This is a genomic window from Advenella mimigardefordensis DPN7, from assembly GCF_000521505.1.
Taxonomy (GTDB): domain Bacteria; phylum Pseudomonadota; class Gammaproteobacteria; order Burkholderiales; family Burkholderiaceae_B; genus Advenella; species Advenella mimigardefordensis.
In genome coordinates, this window is the sequence record NZ_CP003915.1 from 3886181 (window position 1) to 3909426 (window position 23246).

Consider the following 23246-nt stretch of genomic DNA (forward strand, 5'->3'; position numbering starts at 1 on the left):
ATAAACTGTATAGCGCGTCATCGCCCGGTTTGGTGCTTAGTATATATGATGTATCTGGAGAATCCGTAAAATCATTCAGTTAGCGCTGCCCATCCTCACCAACCACTTCTTCAATCAGCAGCCCGCCCAACCGGGAATGTGGCCTCGGGCCGGTAGCCATGCCCAGCGCAAACAGGATTTCATCAGGCTTGGGCGAATCCACTGCGCCCACCTCCACCAAATTGAAATGGCTACGCACATACGATGCATGAATGTAATGCAGTGGCATAATCAACCTGAATCCGGCTGTTGCGGTGACCTGGGACGCAGGCACCATGGCCTTGGGATTACCCAATACTTCGCGCATGGCCCAGCCTCCGGCTTCGTGCCACACAGCGCCATGCTCAGCTTCACCGTTCAGGCCAACGATGGCCGCCTTGCCATAAGACTGGACGTTTTCCTTACCTAATACGCCAGTCAGGCGTGTTGCCAGATCAAAGCCCACGGTACGCAGCTCTTTCATGAAATCAATCAGATTTTCTTCATACCGTCCGGCAAATGGATTTTTGACTACGGCAAAGGCCACTGCGCACTGCAGAGGTTGCTCAAGCACCGGGCCACCGTCATGAAAGATGTCTTCTACCGTAAGTACGGTCTTCCTAATTTCTATTGTCATATTCGCTCCTGGTGTTAATTTATCGTGCTAAATACCTGCCCTGATCAACAATCAGGCATTCAGGGTATGGGAAAGATGGTGGTGAATTTCCAGATTGTCCGCCTGCGCCGGCGCTGTCTTTATGGCGCTTTGCCAGGTCTGGAAACACAGGCCCAGCAGACCCGGACTCAGGCTCAGTTGCTGAGCAAGATCGTGAGAAATCCCCAAATCCTTGGCCATCAGGTGCAGGCCGAACCCACCGCTGAAGTCTCCGCCTTTCAGCATATGTTGCCGGACCTTGGTTTCAGTGGCGACATTGCGCCCACTGGAGGCGTTAAGCACATCTGTAAACTTTTCCAGATCCAGATCCAGTTTTTCGGCCACAATCAGCGCCTCGGACACAGCCATCAATCCGGCGGCGTAGACGTAATTGTTCAGGGTCTTCATACTGTGGGCAGAGCCTGCTTTCCCTGTAGGGATAATCGCCGTCCCCATTGCCTCCAGAGCGGGCCGCACCCGTTCCAGCACCGAGGTTTCCCCGCCAACCATGATCGCCAGCGTCCCGTTTTTTGCTTTCTGAACGCTACCGGACACAGGCGCATCCAGCAATGCGATGCCTGTTTGTGCTAATTTTTTGTGCAGTTCAAGCGTATCCAGCGGCGAGCTGGAAGACATATCAATCACAACGGCATCTTTGCTCAATGCCCCTTCCCGCTCGCACAGCGGCAGAACGCAGTCCTGTACGATGCGACCATTCGGCAGCATCAATATCAGGATATCGATATCGACCAGCTCATCCAGTGAATCCAGTAAGGCGTAAGTAGACCCGTTTTGTGCCTCCCGTATCGCTGCCCGGGCTTGTGGGTTACCGTCAAACGCCTGTACCTCGAATTTCTCTGACAGGTTCTGCATCATGGGCAGCCCCATTTTTCCAAGTCCTACGAATCCAATCTTCATTCTTCCACCCTGTGTTATACAGTTGTCATTTCTCTAATTCAGGGAAAAAGTCTAAAGGAAAACCGGGGTTTCGCTGTATACCAATAATGCAGCAGGCCATAACCGGGAGTTAATCAGTAGAGGAGCCATTAATATGAAATTCAAGCTGCGCCAAATGGAAATATTCAGGGCAGTCATGATTACCGGTACGATCAGCGGCGCGGCACGCATGCTGTTCATCTCCCAGCCGGCGGTAAGCAAACTGTTATCGCATACCGAAACAAATTTGCGATTGAAACTCTTTCACCGGAGCAAAGGCAAGCTGATTCCCACGCCGGAAGCGCATAACCTGTTCAATGAAGTCAATCAGGTCTATGAAGCCGCGCTTAAAGTGGATGCCTTTGCAGAGAATTTGTCAGCCAATCCATCAGGAAAGGTGCATATCTGCTGCAGCCCAAGCCTGGGGCTTGACGTTATTCCATCGGCATTACAGTTGTTTTCAGAGAAGTACCCGGATACCAAAATTCACTTTCACACCACGCTGATACAGGATATCCCGCTGGAACTGCTCAGCCGTAAATCCGATATCGCGATTTCGGTGCTGCCCGTAGAGCACCCGAACCTGGCTGTTGAGACCTTAATCCGTGGAAAGATGGTATGTGCCGTCCCTCAGGCTCATCCTTTCGCAACCAGGCCGGAAATTTCCCTGCATGATCTCCAGGACCAGAAACTGATCCTTTACTCACGTCAGATTCCATTTGGCCAGCTACTCAATATGTCCGCAGAAAAGCATGGTGTCGCGTTCTCGCCTATCATTGAAGTCCCGCGCGCCGAGCTTGCCTGCTCACTGGTGTCGAAAAATGTGGGGATAGCCATTGTTGACCAGTTTTCCGTTGGAAATCAGCTTTGGCGCAATCTCGTCGTCAGGCCACTGGCTGAAGACATTTCGATCAAGGTCAGTCTGATCGAGTCAAAATTTGATAATCCGTCAACCGAGACAACAAACTTCAAAACCATTCTAAAAAAATACCTTAAGCAGACCTATGCGTCCGCTTAAACAATTCCTTTTGGTTATATGTATCGACACTTTGGAATAAGGCAAACGGCCCGTTTCTTCTTATCATCAAAATAACCACAACAAGGAGACAAAACATGTTTGCCAGATCCCTATCTGCTACCTTACTGCTTTCTATCGCCTGCACCGGCATCGCCCGCGCAGAAGCGCCCCGCCCTGCATCCTTCCCTGATTCTCCCATCACAATTGTGGTCCCGTTTGGCCCCGGCAGCGGCTCGGATGTGTATGCGCGTTATTTTGGTGAAAAACTATCAAAGCGCCTGAAGCAGCCAGTTGTGATCGAGAACAAGCCAGGCGGTGGTGGAACCGTGGCAGCGCTGTCTGTCATGTCACAGCCGGCAAATGGCCTGTCGATTTTACTGGGCAGCAATTCTCCCATGGCTGTGAATGTATCCACTTATAAGCAGCTACGTTATGATCCGGTGAAACAATTTATTCCCCTCTCGGGCCTGACGCGCAGCATGGCCGTATTGATTGTTCCTAAGGACTCACCCATACAGAACGTTGAGGATCTGGTTAGTCGCGGCAAATCAACGCCTCGCCTGAATATGGGCACCTACTCCACGGGCTACCAGCTTGGTGTCGCCGAATTTGCAAAAGAGGCCGGAATCAACTGGCAGGACGTTCCCTACAAGGGACTTTCACAGACAACCACAGACGTGATTGGCAAACAACTGGATCTGGCCGTGGTCGACACGCCTGGCACCACCCGAATCATTAACGGGGAACAGGTAAAGGCGCTGGCCGTTACCGGAGATAAGCGACATCCGGAGCTACCCAACGTGCCGACGCTCAAGGAAAGTGGCTACGCGGATGCCATCCATTACAGCTGGACCGCGCTTTGGCTGAAGGCAGATACGCCCAAAGAAACCGTACAATATCTTTCCGACAATATGCAGGCAGTGTTGAATGAACCCTCTTCCGCCACCTTCGTATCGAACAATTCCGGGGAAATCATGGACTTGCAGCCGGAACAGTTACGTAAATTTCAGCTGGAAGAGATCGATCGCTTCGAAAAGGCCGCGACGCAAACAAACTTTACAAAGTTATAAAATCGCCTGAGTGAAGGCGCCGGCAGACCAACGCCAGAGACGCCCTCTCGGCCCCCTGATGTGTCTGGACTGGCCCGGCGCCAACCCCTCAATCAGAATTGAAGACTAAGCCGCGCCCAGGCAGAACGGCCCGGTTCACTCACCCGCGTATTCGACGGGAAACCAAAACCCGCATTACCAGCCAGATTCAAGTGCTCGCTGTATTGTTTATTCAATACGTTATCAATGCCAACTGTAAATTTGGCGAGTTTACTGAACGTATAGCTTGCGTTCAGCGACAGAACACCAAACCCCGCGCTCGAGCCAAAGTCCTTGCCCACCACATTACCCTTGTTGACAGCAGTGCGATGCTGGCTGGACACCAGACGCCACAGCGCCCCGGCTGACCATGGGCCATTTTCATAGGCAAGCGTCAGTCTGGCTTCCAGCGGCGGAATCTGTGGCAAGGGTCCTCCGTCGGTCCGGTTTCTGCCCCACGCATACGCCACGGTCGAACCGATTTGCCAGTGTGGATTGAATTGATATGTCAAGCCGCCTTCAGCACCCATGATAGAGGCATTCACATTGCGTGCCACCGTGGTCGAGCCCATCATGCCCCCCTTCTGGTAATCGAACAGAATAAAATCCTGCACATAGCCTGCATATGCAGACACCCAGGCCTGAGTATGCTCGCCCTTGTATTGTGCGCCGATATCCAGTTGCGTGGTTTTCTCAGGCTTGACGCCCTGGAAGGCATTGACCGATCCTTCGGGACCTTTCTTGGGAGAGAACAGTTCCCAGTAATCGGGGAAACGGGCAACGTGACCGATACCCACGTATACACCGGCAGGTATGGATTGCAGGTCTTTCTCATATCTTAAAAAGCCACCAGGCAGGGTTTTCGTGCGGCGCTCATTTACTGTGGGGTTGGCCATTTTCATTTTCATCGAACCGGTGGTTTGCCTAAAGTCTTTGACCGATGTCCAGTCTATGCGCAAGCCGGCGATCAGGCGGTCCCGCTGCGTCGCATGCCAGGTGGCTTCGCCGAACAGGCCCAGATTGCCAAATTCTGCATCTTTGGTCCAGTCATTGTCCTTATAGGATTGCTTGTCTGTACCCCTGCGTGCGCGGTGGCGGCTTTGCTGCCAGTCCATCCCGGTCACCAGTTCTACGTCCGGCGCGACGTTGAACGTTGCGGCGATACGCCCACCCCAGGTGGCACGATCCACATTGCTGGCCATCCCCATACGCATGGAACTATTAGGATCGGGCGAGCGCAATGTGTAATTGTCCATCACGTGATCAGCATAGTTGTAATAGAACTGCGCCTCCAGTTTTTTCATGACAGAACTAATATTATTCTTTTCAAATCTCAGCCCAAGACTTTCACGCTTAAATTGCGACCCGTCCATGCCGCGGCCGGCATATCGGGCCTCGCCGTCTCCTACGCCAGCAGTTAATTCAAGCAGCGTATCCTGATCCGGCGTATAACCCAGCGTCAGGTCAGCGTTCCATTTGTCCCAGCGTGACGGGATCTTGTTGTGATCGCCGTCTTTATAGTCATCTGAATGCGAATGGTTGGCTGTTGCCCGAACATAGAAGGATTCATTGCCCACGGTCAAATCAGCGGCCTGATCGTTTCTGCCGAAGGAGCCTGCGGTAAGACTGCCATCAAAGCGCACTTCCGACTGGGTAAAGCGCGGCGTATCGCGATCGAATTTGACCGTGCCGGCCGAAGCGCCCGGCCCCCATAACACCGTTTGCGGACCCTTGATCACCGTTAAGGCATCAAAATTTTCAGGTGAAATATAGGAACTGGGCGCATCCATCCTTCCCGGGCAGGCCCCGGGCATAGAGGAACCGTTAGTCAATACATTCAGCCTGGAACCAAACATCCCCCGTAGAACCGGATCACCGTTGGTGCCGCCATTTCGTATGGAAGCAAAACCCGGTATGGTTTTTAAATAATCCGTACCATCACTGGCGGGCAGCGGCTGGCGCGGCAGCTTGGGATTGGTGGACATCAGCAATGGAGTCGATGGCGCTACCACCGTAACCACCACGGGCCCCAGCTGTTGAACGGGCGGTTGAGGGTTGGCCTTTGCGTATCCGGACACCAGCATGCAAGCCGAGCACACGGTCGCAGAAACAGTAAAGCAAGAGTGTTTCATAGCAAGTTATTTCCTGAATTGAAAATAGGGGTATTCACATCGTGATAACTATTTCCCGGGTACAACGCCTTGCTATAACGTGGGGACAAGCCGCGCATTTTTTGGTAAGCCATTTTTGGGGGCTGTCGCCCAAAAGCAGACGCAACAAGGCCCTACTACCGACACAGTGGTAGCCCAAAACCGAACGAAACAAGCAAACGTAAAAAACCTCGGAAGAGCGTTATCACAACTAGGCGATCATCAGCAACGTGATCGCTCGAGTGTCTCAACCGAGGGATATAGGAGGGGCGCGTGGCCCGATAGGCGGTCCGAGCGCAGGCAGCGGCGGCAGGGGACGAGTGCGGTCGGCAAGCAGAACCGGGCGTTGCTGCCAGACCGTGGCGTTCAAGAGAAGTGTTGTATGTGCCGCCAGGACGCCTTGCGACAAGACCAATCCAAAGGGACATTCCTGGCCGGCGTGATCCGCAGGCTCCTTATTCTTATTCTGCAAATCCAGCACGATAGTTTGCGTGCCGCCTTGTGCATTACACAACGTAAGCTCAACGCCCGTACCACTGCCGGCGGCCAGAGTGGGCATATACCCTGCTGGAATCACCGATCTGCAAAGAAACGCGAGCAAGGCCAGGCAAAGAAGAACCTGCCAGCCAATCGTACTTTTTCCCTGCGTAAAAATGGATGATCTAAACATTGCGCTGGAATTTTATAATATTTTAAAAAATATTTTTACAGCGCTTTGTTTTTATGCTTTATTGAATAATTGGTAGTGATGACCAATGAACGGCTTTCAATGGCGAATAGCCCGCTACACAATAGAACGGCCGGCAACAAACACCGGCGCACCTACCCGAAAACTTCACGAAGCCACAAGCAGACAATAACAAGGTGCTCCGCAAGCGAATTTCCGTTTTTAGGATTGACTCAAATATTTCTGAATCGCTGTTCTCAAATCATTAAAAAATTCACGAATATCCGCGATATCTACTTCCGGCGAAAATTCCTTTTCAAACATGTCATCCAGATTCTGGCCGTTGCTTTCTTCAAAATGATCAAGCTCGTCGACTAATTCTTCAAGTACAGGTTTGGATGTATCCAGAACATAATATTGAATGATTTCATCCGGCTCATCCGTTCCAGCAATCGTATCAACGTCCATATTCAGGTAGGCGTCTAGCAAATTTCTGATGTGTGGATAATGATTCATATTGCCTGACCTTCACGGTGTACGCCATCGCCCTGTAGACTTCGCGCTTAACTCAAACATCGCATATTAAAATAATAATATAGTATTTAAGCGACAGCCAGCACACAGTTTATAGTGTGATTAATCTCACAGCGCATTGCAATTGTTCAATGCGCAACTATTCGTATTGTGCATCTGCTATGTCTTCTTCAGAAGTTATCTCGTCGCCTGCTCCCCGCCCTCGCGTTCGTGAAGGCCAGGAACGCGGTGTGGCGCAAAAGGCGTCCACCCTCAAAAGCGCCAGCCTATCGCCACGCCAATTACAGGCCATCTCCTGGATTGTACCAGTGCTGATTCTGGCCATCTGGGAACTGCTTTCCCGCATCGGCTACATCGCGCCGCAAATTCTGCCCGCACCCAGCAGCGTGGCGCAAACAGCAATTGAACTGACGCAGAACGGCACGCTACTTGTTCATTTGGGTTATAGCCTTGCGCGCGCTGCTGTTGGTTTTGTGATTGGCGGTGTAATTGGGTTTTCCTTGGGTATGGCCGTGGGCTTCTCACGCCTGGCCGAAGCTGTACTGGACCGCTCTGTGCAAATGATTCGCGCCGTGCCGTTCATGGCGTTGCTGCCGCTGGTGATTGTCTGGTTCGGCGTGGATGAGTCCGGCAAGATTTTCCTGGTTGCCCTGGCCGTGATGTTTCCTATTTATATCAATACCATACTGGGCATTCGCCAGGTTGATCCAAAATTGCTGGAGCTGGGTCGCGTGACCGGTTTAAGCAGGCGTGAGCTGGTACGTCGGATCATTCTGCCGGGCGCCATGCCGTCTATTCTCACCGGCGTGCGCTACGCACTGGCCGTTGCATGGCTCGCACTTGTTATTGCAGAAACCGTTGCGACCAACAGGGGCATCGGTTTTCTGGCCATGGATGCACGCGAATTTCTGCAGACCAATGTGATTGTGCTGACCATTCTGATTTACGCCATTATTGGCGTGGTCGCAGACAGCGTTGCCCGGGCGCTTGAACGCAGGCTGCTGGCCTGGCATCCCAACTACGACAAGGATAGCAGTAAATGAGTACCCAGCCTACTTCCCGTCTAGCAGTCAGCACTCGCGGTTTGCGCCGTCAGTATGGCGAGCGCGTCATTATCGATCATCTGGATCTGGATATCGAGTCGGGTGAGTTCGTGGCCCTGCTTGGCGAAAGCGGCTGCGGCAAAACCACATTACTTAGAGCATTGGCCAGACTCGATGAGATCGATGCCGGCACCATTGACGGCCCCACGCATCCGGCCGTTGTGTTCCAGGAACATAGACTGCTGCCCTGGGGGCCGCTGTGGCGTAATGTCGCGCTGGGAATGGACGATGCGTCCGGTAAAACTCAGGCGATCTCCGCGTTGCGCGAAGTGGGACTGCAAGGCCGGGAAAACGACTGGCCACGCAGCCTCTCGGGAGGTCAGGCGCAACGGGTCGCCCTTGCGCGTGCGCTGGTGCGCGAGCCCCGCCTGCTTCTATTGGATGAACCGTTTGCCGCCCTTGATGCCCTGACCCGCATCAAAATGCATGTACTGGTCAAGGAACTGGTACAGCGCCACACCCCCGGCGTACTGCTGGTGACGCACGATGTGGACGAAGCCATCGACCTGGCCGATCGCATTCTCGTCATGCGCAACGGCAAGATTGCACAAACCTATCTCACCCAGCATTCAGACCAGAAAGCACGTGCCAGCCTGCGTCTGGAACTCCTGCAGGCGCTTGGGGTGGATATCTCGCAGTTGCAGACCGCCGCCTGAAGTAATTCTTCAGCGCGCCTATCCATACATTGGTTGACCTGCTTGCACAGCAAGCGCAGGGCTGCCTCGGCACGTCCGTACTTGATTGCATTTGAAATATCAATTTTTTTAATCTACTTACTCTCTGTTTACAGTACAGGCCGAATCGGAACACTTTATGAAACACACATTGCCTCCCTCTGCATCCATTACCAGCGACTCTGACACGCCCGCGGATAGCCGGCTGTCTGCCCATACTAGTACAAACAGCGCCGCTGATGTTAATTCATCTGTGATCGCTTCACCCACACTGGCCAGCGCTAGCCGCCGTCGCATGCTGCTGGGCGCTGGCGGCCTGGGCGCGCTTTCTCTTGGTATGCTGGGCACGGGCGGATTGCTGTTGCCGCAAGACGGGTTTGCTCAGGGAACACGCAATACCGATACAGTCCGCGTTGGTTATGGGCGCGGCGGTCTGACACTGGTTGCAAGGGAACGCGGCGAGTTCGAGAAAACGCTGGCGGCGCAGGACATCAAGGTGCAATGGGTTGGCCCCTTCCCCAACCACGCGCCGTCACTGCAGGCTGTGGTGGGTGGCAGTGCCGATTTCGGTTTCTGGGGCAGCACAACGCCAGCGCTGGCGGCCATTATTGCCGGGTCACCGCTGGTGTTTACGCAGTTCAACGTCTACAATCCGCGCAGCACGGCCATTATTGTCAAAAAAGACTCAGGCATCAACTCGGTCAAAGATCTGGCCGGAAAGAAAGTCGCAGTCAATCGCTCCGGCCTGGGCGAGTTTTTGCTGGTCGCCGCCCTGGAAAAACACGGCGTGGATCGCAAGTCTGTTGAAGTGGTCTATCTGAATCCGCCTGATGCGGCACCTGCCTTCGGTCAGGGTAAGGTTGACGCCTGGTCCATGTGGTCTCCTGCCGTGGATATTGCACGTGTGAAGTTTGATGCAAAGGATATTTTCTTTGAAGGCACCGATCTGGATTTTCTGATTGATTATTCGTCACTCGTCACGCAGCGCAAGTTTGCCACAGAGAACAGCGCTCTCGTACGTGCGGTAATTAACGCCTGGTATGACGAAGGAAAATGGGTAGACGCCAATCCGCGAGAGTCCGAAACGCTGGCGCAAAAGGAAGGCGGCTACAGCGACGAAGTCCGAGATCACCTGATTGCTTACAACCGCCAGAACAAATTCTATGAAGCAGATGATCCTGCATTCCTGCGTGAATTCCAGCGCGCCGCCGACTGGCTGGCTGAACGAGCCATTCTTCCGAAGAAAATTGCCGTCGCCGACTACGTTGTGCGCGTCTGATGCAGTAAGACCCTTAAAAAAGGAAAGACAATGTCAGAAAGAAAACACATCCGGCTCGGCGTTAACGTCCTGGCATCGGGCAGGCATGACGCAGCATGGAAAACCCTGGCCAACCCCGCGGCGCTATCAACGGATATCGACGAGTTCGTAAAAATTGCAAAAGTGGCCGAACGCGGCCTGATTGACGCACTGTTTCTGGCAGACGGGCCAGGCGGGCTGGTCGCCGAAGCCTACAGCCGCCCGTGGCGCGCGCTGGATCCGCTCACATTGCACGCCGCGCTCAGCCAGATCACACAGCATATCGGTCTGGTGGTCACCACCACCACGCTTTTCGGGCACCCTTATACCGTGGCCCGGCAAATTGCATCGCTGGATCATATTTCCAAAGGGCGTGCGGCCTGGAACATCATTACCAGTCAGGCGCCCGTTGCCCAGGCCGCCTATGGCATTGATCACGCCTTCGGGCAGAACGAACGCTATCAGCGCGCCGAAGAGTTTGCGCGGATTGTCACGGGTTTTTGGGACTCTTTTCCCAACGAGGCCGTTATTGCCGATGCCAAACGCAATATTTTCGTGGATAAACAACAGCTGCGCCCGATTGACGTACAGGGCAGCCATTTTCGTAGTGCCGGGGTGCTGTCTACGCCCGTTTCACCTCAGGGACGGCCGGTGATTTTTCAGGCGGGACAGTCTGAGGATAGCAAAGCTTTCGGTGCGCGCTGGGCCGATGCCCTGTTTACCGGCCAGCGCATTCTGGAGAACGGACAAAAGTTTTACGCCGATGTCAAAGCACTCGCCAGAGGTTACGGACGCGATCCGGATCAGCTATTAGTCATGCCGGGCCTGTTCCCCATTCTTGGAAGTACCGAAGCAGAAGCAAACCGACGCAAGGATGAACTGGACGAACAACTGGATCATGAAGGCCTGCGCCGTGAACTGGCTCGTCATCTGGCACTGCAGCCGGACGATCTGCCTTTTGATCAGCCCTTGCCCTACGCGAAAATCAACACAGCAGAACCCAACGTCCCCATTGCATCGCGCTGGCATCGTCGGGAAATTTTGAACGAGGCACGGCTGCGCAACTGGACAGTACGCCAGGCCGTACGCGGCAATCTGGTCGGCGGTCATCGTGTGATTGTGGGTACACCGGAACAGGTTGCCAAAGACATTATTCACTGGTTCGACCATCGGGCCGCAGACGGCTTCAACCTGAACATTGATGTACAAACCAGCGGACTGGAAGATGTGGTGGATCATCTTATTCCCGAACTGCAGAAAGCCGGGCGATACCGCCACGAATATGAGGGCACAACATTGCGCGAGAATCTGGGTCTGGATCACTATGACGCAGCACGTGCCAGCACGCACACACTCCCGGATACCGACCAGCCCAGCCGCTCAACCGAATCGGCCACAGCCGACGCATAGGAAAAGTAGTTAACGATGAATACTGAAAACCGACAGGAAAAAGCCGCGCTGGCCGAAGCCCGGCAATCACGCATAGCGCAGATTCAGGAAGCCTTGCTGGATTGGCATGACATAACGAAGAAACTGGGGTACGTGCCGCTATTCGAGCAATTTTCGGCAACGGCAGCAGAGCGCGATGTGCAGCATAGACTGGCACTGGAAGAAGCCAGGCAGATCAAAGCGCAGGGCTTCGGTGCGCTGCGCCTTGCACAGGCTCAGGGCGGTTCAGGAGTGACGTTACCGGAACTGTTCTTTGTGGTGCGAGACCTGGCTCGTGCAGATCCAAACATCGCCCATATTTTCCGGAACCATTTCTTCGCCGTTGAACAACATCTTGCCGCACCCGACACGCCTTTCGCGGCTCGATTGCTGCCGCAAGTTGCTGACGGAAAGACACTGGGTGTGGCCTTTAATGAGTTGACCGGTGAGCCTGCTGGCGCCGTCGGACGCACCCCCGGCACGCAACTGGAAAAAGACGCAACACAGCCTGGCTGGCGCATCTCCGGCACTAAAATCTATTCGACCGGCAATCTATACGCTGATTATCTGCTGGCCTCAGTCTCGGATCCAGACTCTGCTGCGGTCAAACAATTCTTTGTTTCTACCCAGGCCGAGGGCGTACGCCTGGACGACGACTGGCACGGCTTTGGCCAGAAGCTGACCGGATCAGGCACCACCGTGTTCGACCGGGTGTATGTTGCGCCGGAAGATTTGTTCGATACGCCGCCCCGCCCCACCGTGAACACGCCGCATGGACCGCGCGTCCTGTTTGGTTTCACTTTCCATCAGGTTTATCTGACAACGATCATTACAGGTGTCATCGACCGCATTCTGGCAGATGCCCTTGCGCTCGTTGGCAAGCGCACGCGCAACTATTACCATGGGCTCACTGAGCTACCGGCACAGGAACCCGAGATCCAGTCGACTATCGGACGTATCGCCGCCTGGCGCGGCGCCGCCATAGCCAGCACAGATCGGGCCATCCATGCGCTGGATCATGCCTGGCAGCACAGAAACACGCCAGACGCTTACGAGGCATCACGCCTGTCTACACTGGCCGCATCCGAGGCCAAAGTGGTTGTTGACGAAACGGCTGCCACACTGGCCAGCCTGCTGATTGATGTCGCCAGTGGTAGCGGCGTATCCACACAGGCTGCGCTGGACCGACACTGGCGCAACATCAAAGTGATCGCTTCGCACAACCCGCGTATCTACAAAGAACGCGTGCTGGGCGATCATTATCTGAACGGGACCGATTTACCAACGGGCGCGTTCTTCTGATGGTTGGAAATGAGTTGTTTTCAGGGGGTTAAGCAAGGACGCTGATGCGCTTGCTTTGGCGGGATTGCGTTGTGGTGGCTGGTTGCCGCTGCCTTGACTGTTATTCGCAATCCCGTGGCTTGATCCAGCCGAGTGATCGAAATCCCATATAGATCAACTCAATAAAAAAACAATAGCCGTAGCCGACCAACAATCCATAAAATAAAAGTATAAAAAACGCATCGAAAGAGACGATAAGTGCCGGATTAGTTAACCTGTCTATATACAACCGTAAATACCAGCCACAAATAGCAAATACGACGAAAATTGGCGGTGTTAGCCAAAACAATCGCCTTATTTTGCTATCGGTTCGATATTTACCGATGAGATAAAACATCGCAATGGCAAAGACTGTGTATTCAACTCCCGAAAAGCCCAGAGACAAGAAAAGAAACTTACTTAACCACGTACTGCTAAATAGCAACAAAAATAAGGGTAGCGCTATTGGCAGGAGTAAAGTTCCCCGGTAGAAATTTTTAAGCGTCATATGAATGGAGCCTGTAAATCATTCTGGCCTGGCATTGCACAATGTATTCCTGATTTTCAAGGCTTAGAGCACTCGTCGGACAATAAAAGCACCATTGACCGTAATCCAAAATACAGTATTGACCCGGATCAGTGAGCTACAAACTGGGTCCACCGCCATCAACAATGATTGTGGCGCCACAACTAGTCGTGCTACCGTGGCGCGCTAATCTTCTACCCTCAATCGTGGCAGCCCCTCCGTCTGTAATAAACACTTCGCCATGTTCCGGGCACATGACTTTATCGCCCACACGCGCAACATTTCTGCCGTCGATCGTTAACCCGGCCGTCGCTGTGATTATTTTTCCGCCATGAGTAGTTCGGTTTCCCAGTACAGCTATCGGAGCAGTGTAATTATCAGACATATTCAGGTTCAAAATTGATGTATCACAAACGAAGTAATCAGGACGACGCCAAACAAGACATGCAATCCGTACACAACGTTAGAAATAGTCCTCAGCCGGCTGTAGTCGGGAAAGGCTTCTGCTATTTCTCTGGGCGGAACAGGATGTTTGAATAAATAATGCACAAAACCATATCTGCACTTGGTCAAATCAAACAGGAAATATAAATCTGATATTGAGCCTGTTTTCTCCAGCAAAGGCGGACGATTTCTGAAGAAATCCAGCAAGCCGGAAAGCGCCGACTGAGCATAAACAGCCGACACCAGAAAAGCCACGCCCACAACCGCAATAAAGTAGATCATCACTTAAATCTCATTACCAGGCACCACCAAACATCTGACCGATTGCATTGGGGGGAACGACGGGTGGAACAAAATCCGGAGGCAACGGGGTCGTGTTGGGTGGCGCTTCCTTACCCGTGTTCTTGCAAGAAGTACATTCAGGGCGGCAACTTTCCATTCGGGAGCTTAATACTTTTGACCCTCCGCCACCAAAACCAATGCCCGCTGAATACCCTCTTTTATAGATAGTGAGTAAACTCTCGGAGTACGCATCGCCAAGCTTAACACTTCCTAAGCCAATACCTTTGATAAAGGACACATTGGCACCTGCCTCGCTATAATCTCCGTTAAAGACGTTCGGATCGATATGGTCTAATCCGTCTACGAAAGAAGTATCAAATCCTTGCGCCGCGACATTAAGACCACGACCATAGGTGCCGCCACCGGCAAGCACTTCAACTCTTGCCATTTGCCCGTTGATGCACTCAGATCTTAATTTATAATGCGTGCCAGATACAACGCCGGCCGACGCCTGATATCCTTCACCCGTCCACGTGATCAGCCCTAAGGGATCCTGTCTTTGCACAGGATTTCCCTGTACATAAGCGTAAGCATTCATGCCGCCCTGGATACCAATCGGATCCTGATTGATATACCGCCCCGCATCGGAATCATAATAGCGATAACGGTTGTAATGCAACCCTGATTCGGCATCGTAATATTGCCCGGGAAAGCGAATCGGATTTTCTTCCCGCCCTACGATAAAACGGTCGATCTGCCCATAGGATGAATAGTCAGCAGCCCACACGATCTGCCGATGTTCGTCGTAGATTTCCTGTGGCGTACCCAAATGATCATTTACATAGTATTGCGTTTTGCCGTTTACCACTCTTGCTAATGGCCCCATACCGTCAGGATGGGCGATATACGTAGTCCTTTTTTCCGTATCGGAGCCTTCTATTTTTTGTATTTCCTGGATCATCCAGTTTCCATCCCACACGAAATATGTGGTGCGTACCGGCTGCCCAGGCACATGGCACAGTTTTGCAATGCGCCGTCCCCATGCGTCGTATCGGTATTGGGTGTTCCGACCATCAGCGTGTTCGATACCTACTAACTGGTGAGCTGCATCATATTGATAACGCGTGGTTTGGCTGTCGAGTTCCGTACCATCGCCCGTCTGATCAATGTCGTTACCGACATCGGGATCAAAATTCGCCATGATCAATCCCGGCTTATTCTCCATGGCCACAAGCGAAGAGAGTGTAGACGAACGACGATTTCCGTGGCCATCATAGGTATAGCTAACAAGACTGTTTTTTCTGGAAGATAGGAAAGCAGACAGTCGATCACCCTTACTCTGCTGTACCATTTTTTGTTCAGACAATGTCCGCTCCAGATTAGCCGAGTCGGTCAGCAGATTACCTGTCACATCGTAGCGAAACGTTTCAGTCTGATGGACCTTGCCTTGCAAATAGCGTGTCACTTCGGCCAGACGTGCTTGTGAGTTGTACTGAAAAATTTTATGACCACGATAAATGTCATTGAGTGATGTCAGCTGGCCGGCCTTGTCATATTCCCAGGTTCTCCAGGGACGAGGGGTATCAACCAGATTGCCGCGGTCATCAAAACTCTGCCACAAGTGCCCGGTCAGCTGACCTGCCTCATTGCGTTGCCAATGATGTCTTACCATTCCTTGTGTACGAGCCACCTCGCGTTGCAGGGGATCACGTTCAAAGGCCGCTAATGTTTCCTGATTCAGCAGCACACCATGCACATGGCCGGAACCATAGCGCTGCAAGGTCAACGTCCCAACTGCAGGTATATGCGTCGACTCCCTCTTGCCCAGAGCGTCCAGCACATGCGTAAGACGCACGACATGCCCCTGATGTGACTGGGTTTCGGCGATGCAATTGCCTGCTGCATCATGCTCGAATGTCATCTGACTATCAGGCTGCCCGGGCTTCACCGCTCTGGCCTGAAGCAGGAGTCCTCGCGGATCATAACGATAGCTATCCTGACTACCATCGGCGAATTGGCGTTCAATGACGCGCCCGACCGCATCATAAATTATCCGCGTAACGAGTTGACCGTCCTGCCCATGCTCAATTCGTTCTATAAGTTCACTCGCCGCGTTGAATCTGTAAGATTGCTGGCGCGAATCAAATCCTGTCTGCTCGATTAAGCGACCTCGCGAATCATAGACAAATGACATTGTCTCGCCCTTCGCATTGGTTACACCAGTAACGCGCCCTAATTCGTCGTAGGCATAGCTCGTTCGTCTACCGGTATGGTCTGTAACAACAACCGGCTGATCATACACGTTCCATTGCGTATGTACGGAATTACCTAAGGCGTTTTTTTGTACGACAGGTCTACCGGCTCTATCGTACTCAGTACTCCAGCTGCCCTGATCCGAGGTTTGACTCCGTTCCATTTGCCCGGCATTATTCCACTGATAATGAGTTGACTGTCCTGCAGCATTGGTTGCTGTTTCGATCTGGCCAAGCTTGTCATATTTATAACTGGATGTATTCCCCGAGCAATCAACCTGGGATGCCAATTGTCCGGCGTCATCCCATTGCGTCTTTGTGATATTACCTTTGGCATCGGTACGCGAGACCGGCAGGCCATTGGCATAGGCATAGCTCGTGCTATGGCCCAGTGGATCGGTCTCGCTCGCCAGATTGCCCGCTTCGTCATAACTGCGCTGCCACACATGGCCTGCCGGATCGGTAATCTGCACGGGCTGATTCTGTGCGTTATAGGATAGGCTGGTTACGTTCCCTGCCGCGTCGATCATGGATGTCGGGCTGCCTGCCGCGTTGTTCACCAACCGCGTGCTGCGTCCCAACTCGTCCGTACGACCAGAGATGCTGCCTGTTTCATCAAAATGAATCTGCTCCACGCTACCATCCGGATGTGTCACCCGATCGACTGCCCACAAGCCGTTGTAGTGATACTCCGTTGTGTTGCCCAGCCCATCGGTAACCTGCGTCATTTTGGAAGCCGGCAGATACGTAAAGCGTGTATCGCGCGTAATCATTGGCTTTGCACCCGGCGCTGCCGCATTCTCCGCATAGGCATAGGTGCGCACGCACTTTGCCTGTGGCGTATCGCCATCCCATTCCGAAACGTGCACGGCGCCCGAAGGCGTACGATACTCGTTCAGCAGATGATGTGTATATCGGTAACGCCAAACGCGGCCACCCCGATCAGCGGCGCGAACCAGATCGCCTTGCTCATCATAGGCATAACGAGCCAGCGGCTGTCCGTGTTCATCACCAACCAGATGCAAGGCCACAATCCGCTCTTGCGCATCCAGTTCACAACGCACCGTATGCCGGTTGTTGCGCACATACTCCAGTCCTCCTGCAGCAGTGTACTTCAACTCCAGCCACTGTCCGTCACGCGTCGTTACTCGATGCAAGCGCCAGCGTTTAGACGCTTTGGAATGCCGTTCATAATGTTCTTCATTACCATTGATAAAACGAATGATGTAGCGCGACTGCGAGGCATGATCTTCAATACGTTGCAGCGTGTATTTCTCAATCGGATGGAAATGTTCCTCACCAACTGCCAGATCCGGGAAGTTCAATTGGCGGCCATCGGCATCAAAATACACCAGCCCCGCCGTGCCCTGCCTGATTTCAGTTGAATAAGGCAGTTTCCACGCCACGCCCAGGCATCCTTGGCGCTGATCGGCACTGCGATACATCCGGTTCCAGCGAATCGGCAAACGCCCCGGCAATACAAAATCTTCGGCAACCAGTATCTTCTGCCCGGTGGCCACATCCACAGGATGCTGCGATGTCGTGCGTTTGGCGCATTCAGCGGCGTCGGCCTCAGTAACCGGCACCAGCCCTTGCGCATCGCCCCCCGTCATACTGATGATCGGTGCCTGCAAGTAAATGCCTTTACCCCGGATGCGGATTCCGGCTTCGTCAATTGTGATAACGCCACCCGGGCCAATCAGCTTGGCATATTGAGCACCTGACAAGCTCGCCTGGCCGCTATCGGTAATCCGGATCTGGTTGGCGTCTGAGCTTTCCACTTCGCCGGGCAATTGCGGTTGAAAATACGGCGTCGCAAGTAGCGGTTGTTCCTGTTCTTTTTGTACTGCTGTTTGGACCGCCTTGCCGCGCACCGTCACCGAATACACATGCCCAACGTCTGAGGTCCAGCTTTGTACCACCCTGTCGGTCCTGTCCATACCCACGGTACTGGCCATCTGCAGACCGATATTGCGCAGGTACAGACCGCCCACGTTCACGTTATAGGCCAGGCCGACATTCATCATTTTGCCCAGACCAACGCTTTGTACCGAAGCCAGATCCACCGTCTCCTGCTTATAGCCGCCGGTATGCAGCTTCCAGTGCCAGCGTATTTTATCAGTCTTGTTGTTGCCAACGGTCAGCGTGTCATTGTGTTCAACTTCAACGTCCTGATCCCGTTCGGCATGGATCCATAGCTGTTCCTGCCCTTTCTTGTCTTCGAAACGAATCGCATTGGCCGTGTCATAACTCCCACCTGGGGATGAGCGTGAATACAGACCCATCTGCGTGGCGTTATCCGGTAGCGTCCAGGGCGGCATCATCGCTGCGTTGTAGACCCTGCCGGTAATGATCGGTGCGTCCGGGTCTCCGTTCAGGAAATCTACTATCACCTCGTCGCCGATGCGAGGCACCTGGATTGCGCCGAAGTTACCGCTGGCCCATGCACTCGATACCCGAATCCAGCAGGAGCTGTTCTCATCACGCTTGTCATAGCGGTCCCAATGGAAATGCACTTTGACCTGACCATACTCATTGGTCCAGATCTCTTTGCCTTCAGGCCCCACCACCACGGCCGTTTGCGGCCCCAGGGTACGTGGCTTGCGCGTCGTGCGTGGCGGACGGAATGGCAAGGTGGTGCATTGCACGGTCAGATCGAACACGCAGCGCCGGCCGTTTTGTATGGCTTCCTCAGGTGAACTTACTGAATGGTAGTTGTTCTCCTTCAGATCGTAGCGCGTACTCAGAACGACATATTCGCGGTTTTCTTCTGTACGCGGACAGCGAATCAGGTTGAACAGCGAGCCGGTTGCCACACCTCGGGCGGTGCTGCGCAACGTTTTAGTATCGCGAATGTGATGCTGTTCCTGCATGCGTTGACGGGCATAGCGCTCGCCTAACGGATTATCCCCGTAGTTACCCGGCCACTCATATACTTCCGACTGGTTATGCTCATGCTCCAGCTCGATCTGCTGGCGCGCGGCCAGATCAGCCTTAGGCGTCGTAAAGTTGTAGTCGTTAGTGGTGTACTGTCCGGGACGCAGGTCCTGAAACACCGCCACATGAGTCATGTAGTCCTGCTGCGGTAATGTCAACTTATCTTCAGTGAAATACGGCACATGCTCATAGCCATCCACAGGCTTGTGGCTTTGCACTTCATCGCTCATCACCAGCGTGTGCTTGTCCTGTTCATGACGAAAGTAATAATGAATCCCTTCAGCTTCCAGCAGCCGGCTCACAAACTGAAAATCAGTCTCGTCATATTGCACGCAATAGACGCGTGGCGCGTAGCTTTCTACCAAGTCAAACTCAAACGCATAACCATAGGGTGACAGCACCTGCTTGATGGTCTCTGGCACAGACTGGTTCTGATAGATACGGAATTCTTTCTTATGGGTCGCCAGCCAGAACCAAGGTGCCACGCGCGCTTCATAGACGAAGTAGCGATCCGCATCGCCTTCCTGACCTACCAGCGCAAAACTGGCAATCACGCCGTTGATATAGCGCGGGGCGGCTGCGGTGTTGATAGTGAGCGTCAGGGACTTACCCAGCAATGACCGGACATCCACCTGCATCGAACGATGCAGCAGTCTGACGGTATAGTCGGAAAGCGTAGACATCCCATCTGTGCCTTGCATGGCGTCAAACAGGAATTCGGCATTTTCAGCCGCAATGGAAACCCCGATCAGCCGGTCAGGGTTGATCACGTTTAATATTTTTGTATTCGCGGACATCAAACATGCAGGCTTGCGTTCACCCGCCCCTTTTATGCAGAAATATTCTTATTTATTGAGAAACAACCACTCACATTCATTATAAAGTTGCAATAGTGGACAGCTGCATATTTTTACAAACTCTTTCAATAAGCTGAATGTGGTTGATCTAATCCGTTTGAGAACAATGCCTTCGCTGCATGCTATGCCTGATAACCACTTTCCGTGACGGTGAACCCACCGTCGACTTTGGCAACAATACTCACTTGCATAATATTTGGAAACAAATAGATAAATTCGGTTAACTCGATTATAACGACATCAGAATCAGAGTTAGCGAGGGTAATCTACCGGAACGCGTCGCAACGTTCGTGACCGATTTGCGTTTCGTAATACTGTTTCATACTTTCCGAAGACAGAACACAAACCCAGACCGCTGGTTTTCCATCAACATATTCCCCATTCTGAATCGTAATAAAGGTGGGTGTCACGTCGGGACCAAGAAACAAACGTTCCTGATTCTCTGCAAGAAACTGGCTCGCATTCTCTACCTGATAGATGGCGCCGTCCGTCATGCCATGGCTGTAGCGTTTTTGTTTGGCAGCTGGCAGGCGGCTGGCATCAAAGCGGCCAACATACTGCAGCGCCAGTTTCCCTTCAAAGGCGTGATAGCGCAGATACGAATTGCCCAGTTCAACTTCCATGCCCACCAGTTTGCCGTTATCTGAACGCGGGATCGCCTTCAGGGTAACGGGTTTGGCAAGGGTATCAATTCTGTATTCCCCGGAGGCAACGCTGGCGCAGCCCAGCAGCACGGCCATGATTGCACCAGTTATAACGCGTCGGAAAAATACAGACGATAATCTCATAGTCAAACGCTCCGAAATCAGGGGTTGTCGTTATGCGCCGGATGGCGGGTAGTGTGATTTTGCATCAGGGTATAGCCATTGGTCTGGTCACCAGAGAACATGCGCACATCCATATCGCGTCGGTTCTGCACGCCAGCCACCCAGACACTGTTCGAGGTATTATAGTGCGACTCCAGATAGGCCGGGACCATCGAATAGCGACCGCGATTCAACAACTCGCCCAGGTTCTGGCGATTGGTGTTCTTGGGGTTTTTAGTACCATCATGAGAATAAATCGAGGCCGCATTGGCTGTCAGCGCGCCGGGCCCGCCATTGAATCCCAGATCCAGAATCGCATCAACCTCGTACGCATATAGCGGCACAAACACCTCGCGCTCGATGCGATTGCCGCCGTTTTTCTTGATGTCTTCCTGCAGCAGTTCATTCATTTTCGCATCGGACAGCGGCTGCGCCCAATCACCCTGGGTAAAGCGCTTGCTGGCAATTTCCGCGTCGGTAATCTTATGACCAATCCCAATGGTATCGTTACCGCCTTCGACAGACGGATACTGCTTGGCTTCGCGCCCTTCAGCGCCTTCAATCAGGCTCGTATAGTTATCAGAGGCCTTCCATGGTTTCCACTTGCGCACGGTGGTCAATTTCTCAATTTTTTTGTCGGCTATTGGCGCCACTGCATAGGCCTTCGCCGTTAGCGGTGCCTCGTCGGTCTGATTGGCTGTCTCAGTCTGCGCCGTGGGATAGCCGTCATCATCGGTGCGATGGCCCAGGTAAAAATAAAGAGTCTCGGTTTTGTCGGCCGTAAAATAGCGCTCGGTCAGGCCATTTTCATCCGTCGAACCACGATAGACTTCACCGGATACTTTATATTTGACCGTATAGTTCATGCCTTTGGTATCGTCCTTGCGTTTTTTACACAAGTTACCATCGGCATCTTTAATTTCGAATGCAATACTGTAGGCACCGTCCTTTTTGCAGGTCGCACACGGCGCTGCCGTCGCTGTCGTCAGAGTAGCCTGGCCATCGGCCACGGTTTGCGCGGTATTGGCCACAGTAAAGGAGCCGGCCTCTGTGGCATTGGCAGCCAGACGCATGGCAGGCGAGGAGTAGTTGGGGCCAGTTAAATTGCCCCATCGCAAAAGGTCAGGTTGAATCGACGCAGGAATATTACCGGGGGTCGTGGTTGCATCTGCCATGTATGTATTGCCGCTCTTATTCGTGAAATAGTCTATCGTCAGGCATTCGCGCGCTCAATTCGCTTGTGCCAGATTGTCCATCAGTTTGTAAATCTTATCGTCCGGAGAGCCATCTTCCGGATAGCCCTGCAGATACTCCCGGGTAAAGGGCTGCTCAGCAAATGCACCATTGCTACCCAGCAACAGCCACGCCCAGTAACCAAGTGCACGCTCGGAGCGCAAACCCAGAGCCCGGCCTTTTATATCGGCATTGGCGACAAAACGCATCAGTTCGTGATCGTTCATTTTGGCCGTATGCTGACTGTCATTGCGACGCAGAAACTGCACAATTTTCACCTGTGACGCGTCCACCCGCACCTGCTCCAGCTCCTGCATCTGCTGTTCACTGAAGCGCAACGGCCCGCGTGGTGAAATAGGCAAGTTATCCGGGCGCGGCACCGAACGCGCACCACCGTAATCCGGGGCAAACATCATCAGATAAGTGGCCGGCCCCAGCAGGCGGGCAAACTGCCCCGCATTCAACAAGGGTAAAAACGAGGCCAGTACCGAGGGGTCGTAATGCCTGAACATCACACTTTGCTCTCGCAAGCCCGGGCTGGCAGGCGGCTGCGCGCCGTCAGCTGAATCAGCCTCATCAGCAGCACCTGCTGCTGCCTCGCTCTCCGGCGCTGGCTCATCATCAGGGATCATCACCATATTAATACTGCGCAAATGCCGGTACAGCGCCTCTTCTCCCGCAGCGCAGGACCAGAACACCATGCTGTCGATTTCCCGCGCCAGGCCATAAAGCGATTCCAGATCTTCACGCTGCTGCACCGGCACCAGCCAGCCGCCCATGCGTTCCACCTGCTCGTCGGCATGTTCCAGAAACAGCGAGCGGCCCGACAGACCGGCCTGTTCCAGCTGCAGAGACAAATCCCCATAGCGTGCGCCGTCCACTACCGCCCAAACGGGCCTGGGCATCGCGGTAATCTGATCAAAAAATGCCGCTATTTCAGTTGGCAAGGAGGCATCACGGTCTGCCTGTCCGGGCATCGCGCCCGCACCTGATTTTTGCTCTTCTCTCATGGTCTGTTTCT

General features: G+C 53.2%; 18 protein-coding genes. 7 read left to right on the forward strand and 11 right to left on the reverse strand.

Annotated features, from left to right (window positions below):
• Window positions 1-79: 79 nt before the first annotated feature.
• Together MIM_RS17860 and MIM_RS17865 are read right to left on the reverse strand one after the other, a co-directional pair.
• On the reverse strand, window positions 80-655 hold the full coding sequence (locus tag MIM_RS17860; protein WP_025374127.1) for an amino acid synthesis family protein: 576 nt from the start codon (window positions 653-655) through the stop codon (window positions 80-82).
• A gap of 51 nt (window positions 656-706) precedes the next feature.
• A complete protein-coding gene (locus tag MIM_RS17865; protein ID WP_025374128.1) occupies window positions 707-1591 on the reverse strand; it encodes an NAD(P)-dependent oxidoreductase in 885 nt (294 codons plus the stop codon).
• A gap of 133 nt (window positions 1592-1724) precedes the next feature.
• On the opposite strand from MIM_RS17865, the gene MIM_RS17870 reads away from it, so the two are divergent.
• Window positions 1725-2627 carry a LysR family transcriptional regulator gene (locus tag MIM_RS17870; RefSeq protein WP_025374129.1) on the forward strand — a complete coding sequence of 301 codons (903 nt, stop codon included), beginning with the start codon at window positions 1725-1727 and terminating at the stop codon, window positions 2625-2627.
• A gap of 95 nt (window positions 2628-2722) precedes the next feature.
• Window positions 2723-3697, forward strand: coding sequence for a Bug family tripartite tricarboxylate transporter substrate binding protein (locus MIM_RS17875; protein ID WP_025374130.1), 975 nt, complete (start codon window positions 2723-2725; stop codon window positions 3695-3697).
• A 92-nt stretch (window positions 3698-3789) separates the two neighbouring features.
• Here the strand turns inward: MIM_RS17875 and MIM_RS17880 are convergent, their stop codons facing one another.
• From MIM_RS17880 to MIM_RS17890, 3 genes are all read right to left on the reverse strand, one after another.
• On the reverse strand, window positions 3790-5847 hold the full coding sequence (locus MIM_RS17880; RefSeq protein ID WP_025374131.1) for a TonB-dependent copper receptor: 2058 nt from the start codon (window positions 5845-5847) through the stop codon (window positions 3790-3792).
• Between the two features lie 265 nt (window positions 5848-6112).
• Complete coding sequence (locus MIM_RS17885; RefSeq protein ID WP_144084680.1) at window positions 6113-6535, reverse strand: DUF2946 family protein; 423 nt, start codon at window positions 6533-6535, stop codon at window positions 6113-6115.
• A 219-nt stretch (window positions 6536-6754) separates the two neighbouring features.
• Window positions 6755-7048, reverse strand: coding sequence for a contact-dependent growth inhibition system immunity protein (locus MIM_RS17890; RefSeq protein WP_025374133.1), 294 nt, complete (start codon window positions 7046-7048; stop codon window positions 6755-6757).
• Between the two features lie 179 nt (window positions 7049-7227).
• Here MIM_RS17890 and MIM_RS17895 point away from each other — a divergent pair, with 179 nt between their 5' ends.
• From MIM_RS17895 to MIM_RS17915, 5 genes are all read left to right on the forward strand, one after another.
• A complete protein-coding gene (locus MIM_RS17895) occupies window positions 7228-8109 on the forward strand; it encodes an ABC transporter permease subunit (protein ID WP_025374134.1) in 882 nt (293 codons plus the stop codon).
• Window positions 8106-8825 (forward strand): ABC transporter ATP-binding protein, encoded by a 720-nt coding sequence (locus MIM_RS17900; protein WP_025374135.1) that lies wholly within the window; start codon window positions 8106-8108, stop codon window positions 8823-8825. The genes MIM_RS17895 and MIM_RS17900 overlap by 4 nt, the downstream gene beginning before the upstream one ends.
• Before the next feature lie 313 nt (window positions 8826-9138).
• A complete protein-coding gene (locus MIM_RS17905) occupies window positions 9139-10122 on the forward strand; it encodes an NrtA/SsuA/CpmA family ABC transporter substrate-binding protein (protein WP_042071722.1) in 984 nt (327 codons plus the stop codon).
• 30 nt (window positions 10123-10152) lie between these two features.
• Window positions 10153-11550 (forward strand): NtaA/DmoA family FMN-dependent monooxygenase, encoded by a 1398-nt coding sequence (locus tag MIM_RS17910; protein ID WP_025374137.1) that lies wholly within the window; start codon window positions 10153-10155, stop codon window positions 11548-11550.
• A gap of 15 nt (window positions 11551-11565) precedes the next feature.
• Entirely contained in the window at window positions 11566-12870 is a 1305-nt protein-coding gene (locus MIM_RS17915) for an acyl-CoA dehydrogenase family protein (protein WP_025374138.1), read from the forward strand.
• 662 nt (window positions 12871-13532) lie between these two features.
• Here MIM_RS17915 and MIM_RS22660 read toward each other — a convergent pair.
• The 6 genes from MIM_RS22660 to MIM_RS17945 all read right to left on the reverse strand — a co-directional run bounded on the left by MIM_RS22660 (window position 13533) and on the right by MIM_RS17945 (window position 23235).
• Window positions 13533-13799, reverse strand: a complete 267-nt coding sequence (locus MIM_RS22660) for a PAAR domain-containing protein (protein WP_084459034.1) — start codon at window positions 13797-13799, stop codon at window positions 13533-13535.
• An 8-nt stretch (window positions 13800-13807) separates the two neighbouring features.
• The gene (locus tag MIM_RS17925) at window positions 13808-14143 is read right to left on the reverse strand and encodes a hypothetical protein (protein WP_158318751.1); all 336 of its coding nucleotides are present in this window, start codon (window positions 14141-14143) and stop codon (window positions 13808-13810) included.
• Window positions 14144-14153: 10 nt separating this feature from the next.
• The gene (tssI, locus tag MIM_RS22245; protein WP_025374141.1) at window positions 14154-20126 is read right to left on the reverse strand and encodes a type VI secretion system tip protein TssI/VgrG; all 5973 of its coding nucleotides are present in this window, start codon (window positions 20124-20126) and stop codon (window positions 14154-14156) included.
• Between the two features lie 326 nt (window positions 20127-20452).
• Window positions 20453-20974 (reverse strand): hypothetical protein, encoded by a 522-nt coding sequence (locus MIM_RS17935; RefSeq protein ID WP_144084681.1) that lies wholly within the window; start codon window positions 20972-20974, stop codon window positions 20453-20455.
• 17 nt (window positions 20975-20991) lie between these two features.
• Window positions 20992-22167: a glycoside hydrolase family protein gene (locus MIM_RS17940; protein WP_025374143.1), complete on the reverse strand. Its 1176-nt coding sequence runs from the start codon at window positions 22165-22167 to the stop codon at window positions 20992-20994.
• 54 nt (window positions 22168-22221) lie between these two features.
• A complete protein-coding gene (locus MIM_RS17945; protein WP_084459035.1) occupies window positions 22222-23235 on the reverse strand; it encodes a DUF4123 domain-containing protein in 1014 nt (337 codons plus the stop codon).
• Between the last annotated feature and the right edge of the window lie 11 nt (window positions 23236-23246).

Excerpts from the sequence above, each read along its gene's own strand:
- MIM_RS17880 (WP_025374131.1), bottom strand. The coding sequence starts at position 5,847 with ATGAAACACTCTTGCTTTACTGTTTCTGCGACCGTGTGCTCGGCTTGC.
- MIM_RS22660 (WP_084459034.1), bottom strand. The coding sequence starts at position 13,799 with ATGTCTGATAATTACACTGCTCCGATAGCTGTACTGGGAAACCGAACT.
- MIM_RS17860 (WP_025374127.1), bottom strand. The coding sequence starts at position 655 with ATGACAATAGAAATTAGGAAGACCGTACTTACGGTAGAAGACATCTTT.
- MIM_RS17895 (WP_025374134.1), top strand. The coding sequence starts at position 7,228 with ATGTCTTCTTCAGAAGTTATCTCGTCGCCTGCTCCCCGCCCTCGCGTT.
- MIM_RS17865 (WP_025374128.1), bottom strand. The coding sequence starts at position 1,591 with ATGAAGATTGGATTCGTAGGACTTGGAAAAATGGGGCTGCCCATGATG.
- MIM_RS17905 (WP_042071722.1), top strand. The coding sequence starts at position 9,139 with ATGCTGCTGGGCGCTGGCGGCCTGGGCGCGCTTTCTCTTGGTATGCTG.
- MIM_RS17915 (WP_025374138.1), top strand. The coding sequence starts at position 11,566 with ATGAATACTGAAAACCGACAGGAAAAAGCCGCGCTGGCCGAAGCCCGG.
- tssI (WP_025374141.1), bottom strand. The coding sequence starts at position 20,126 with ATGTCCGCGAATACAAAAATATTAAACGTGATCAACCCTGACCGGCTG.
- MIM_RS17935 (WP_144084681.1), bottom strand. The coding sequence starts at position 20,974 with ATGAGATTATCGTCTGTATTTTTCCGACGCGTTATAACTGGTGCAATC.
- MIM_RS17870 (WP_025374129.1), top strand. The coding sequence starts at position 1,725 with ATGAAATTCAAGCTGCGCCAAATGGAAATATTCAGGGCAGTCATGATT.
- MIM_RS17910 (WP_025374137.1), top strand. The coding sequence starts at position 10,153 with ATGTCAGAAAGAAAACACATCCGGCTCGGCGTTAACGTCCTGGCATCG.
- MIM_RS17900 (WP_025374135.1), top strand. The coding sequence starts at position 8,106 with ATGAGTACCCAGCCTACTTCCCGTCTAGCAGTCAGCACTCGCGGTTTG.
- MIM_RS17945 (WP_084459035.1), bottom strand. The coding sequence starts at position 23,235 with ATGAGAGAAGAGCAAAAATCAGGTGCGGGCGCGATGCCCGGACAGGCA.
- MIM_RS17885 (WP_144084680.1), bottom strand. The coding sequence starts at position 6,535 with ATGTTTAGATCATCCATTTTTACGCAGGGAAAAAGTACGATTGGCTGG.
- MIM_RS17940 (WP_025374143.1), bottom strand. The coding sequence starts at position 22,167 with ATGGCAGATGCAACCACGACCCCCGGTAATATTCCTGCGTCGATTCAA.
- MIM_RS17875 (WP_025374130.1), top strand. The coding sequence starts at position 2,723 with ATGTTTGCCAGATCCCTATCTGCTACCTTACTGCTTTCTATCGCCTGC.
- MIM_RS17890 (WP_025374133.1), bottom strand. The coding sequence starts at position 7,048 with ATGAATCATTATCCACACATCAGAAATTTGCTAGACGCCTACCTGAAT.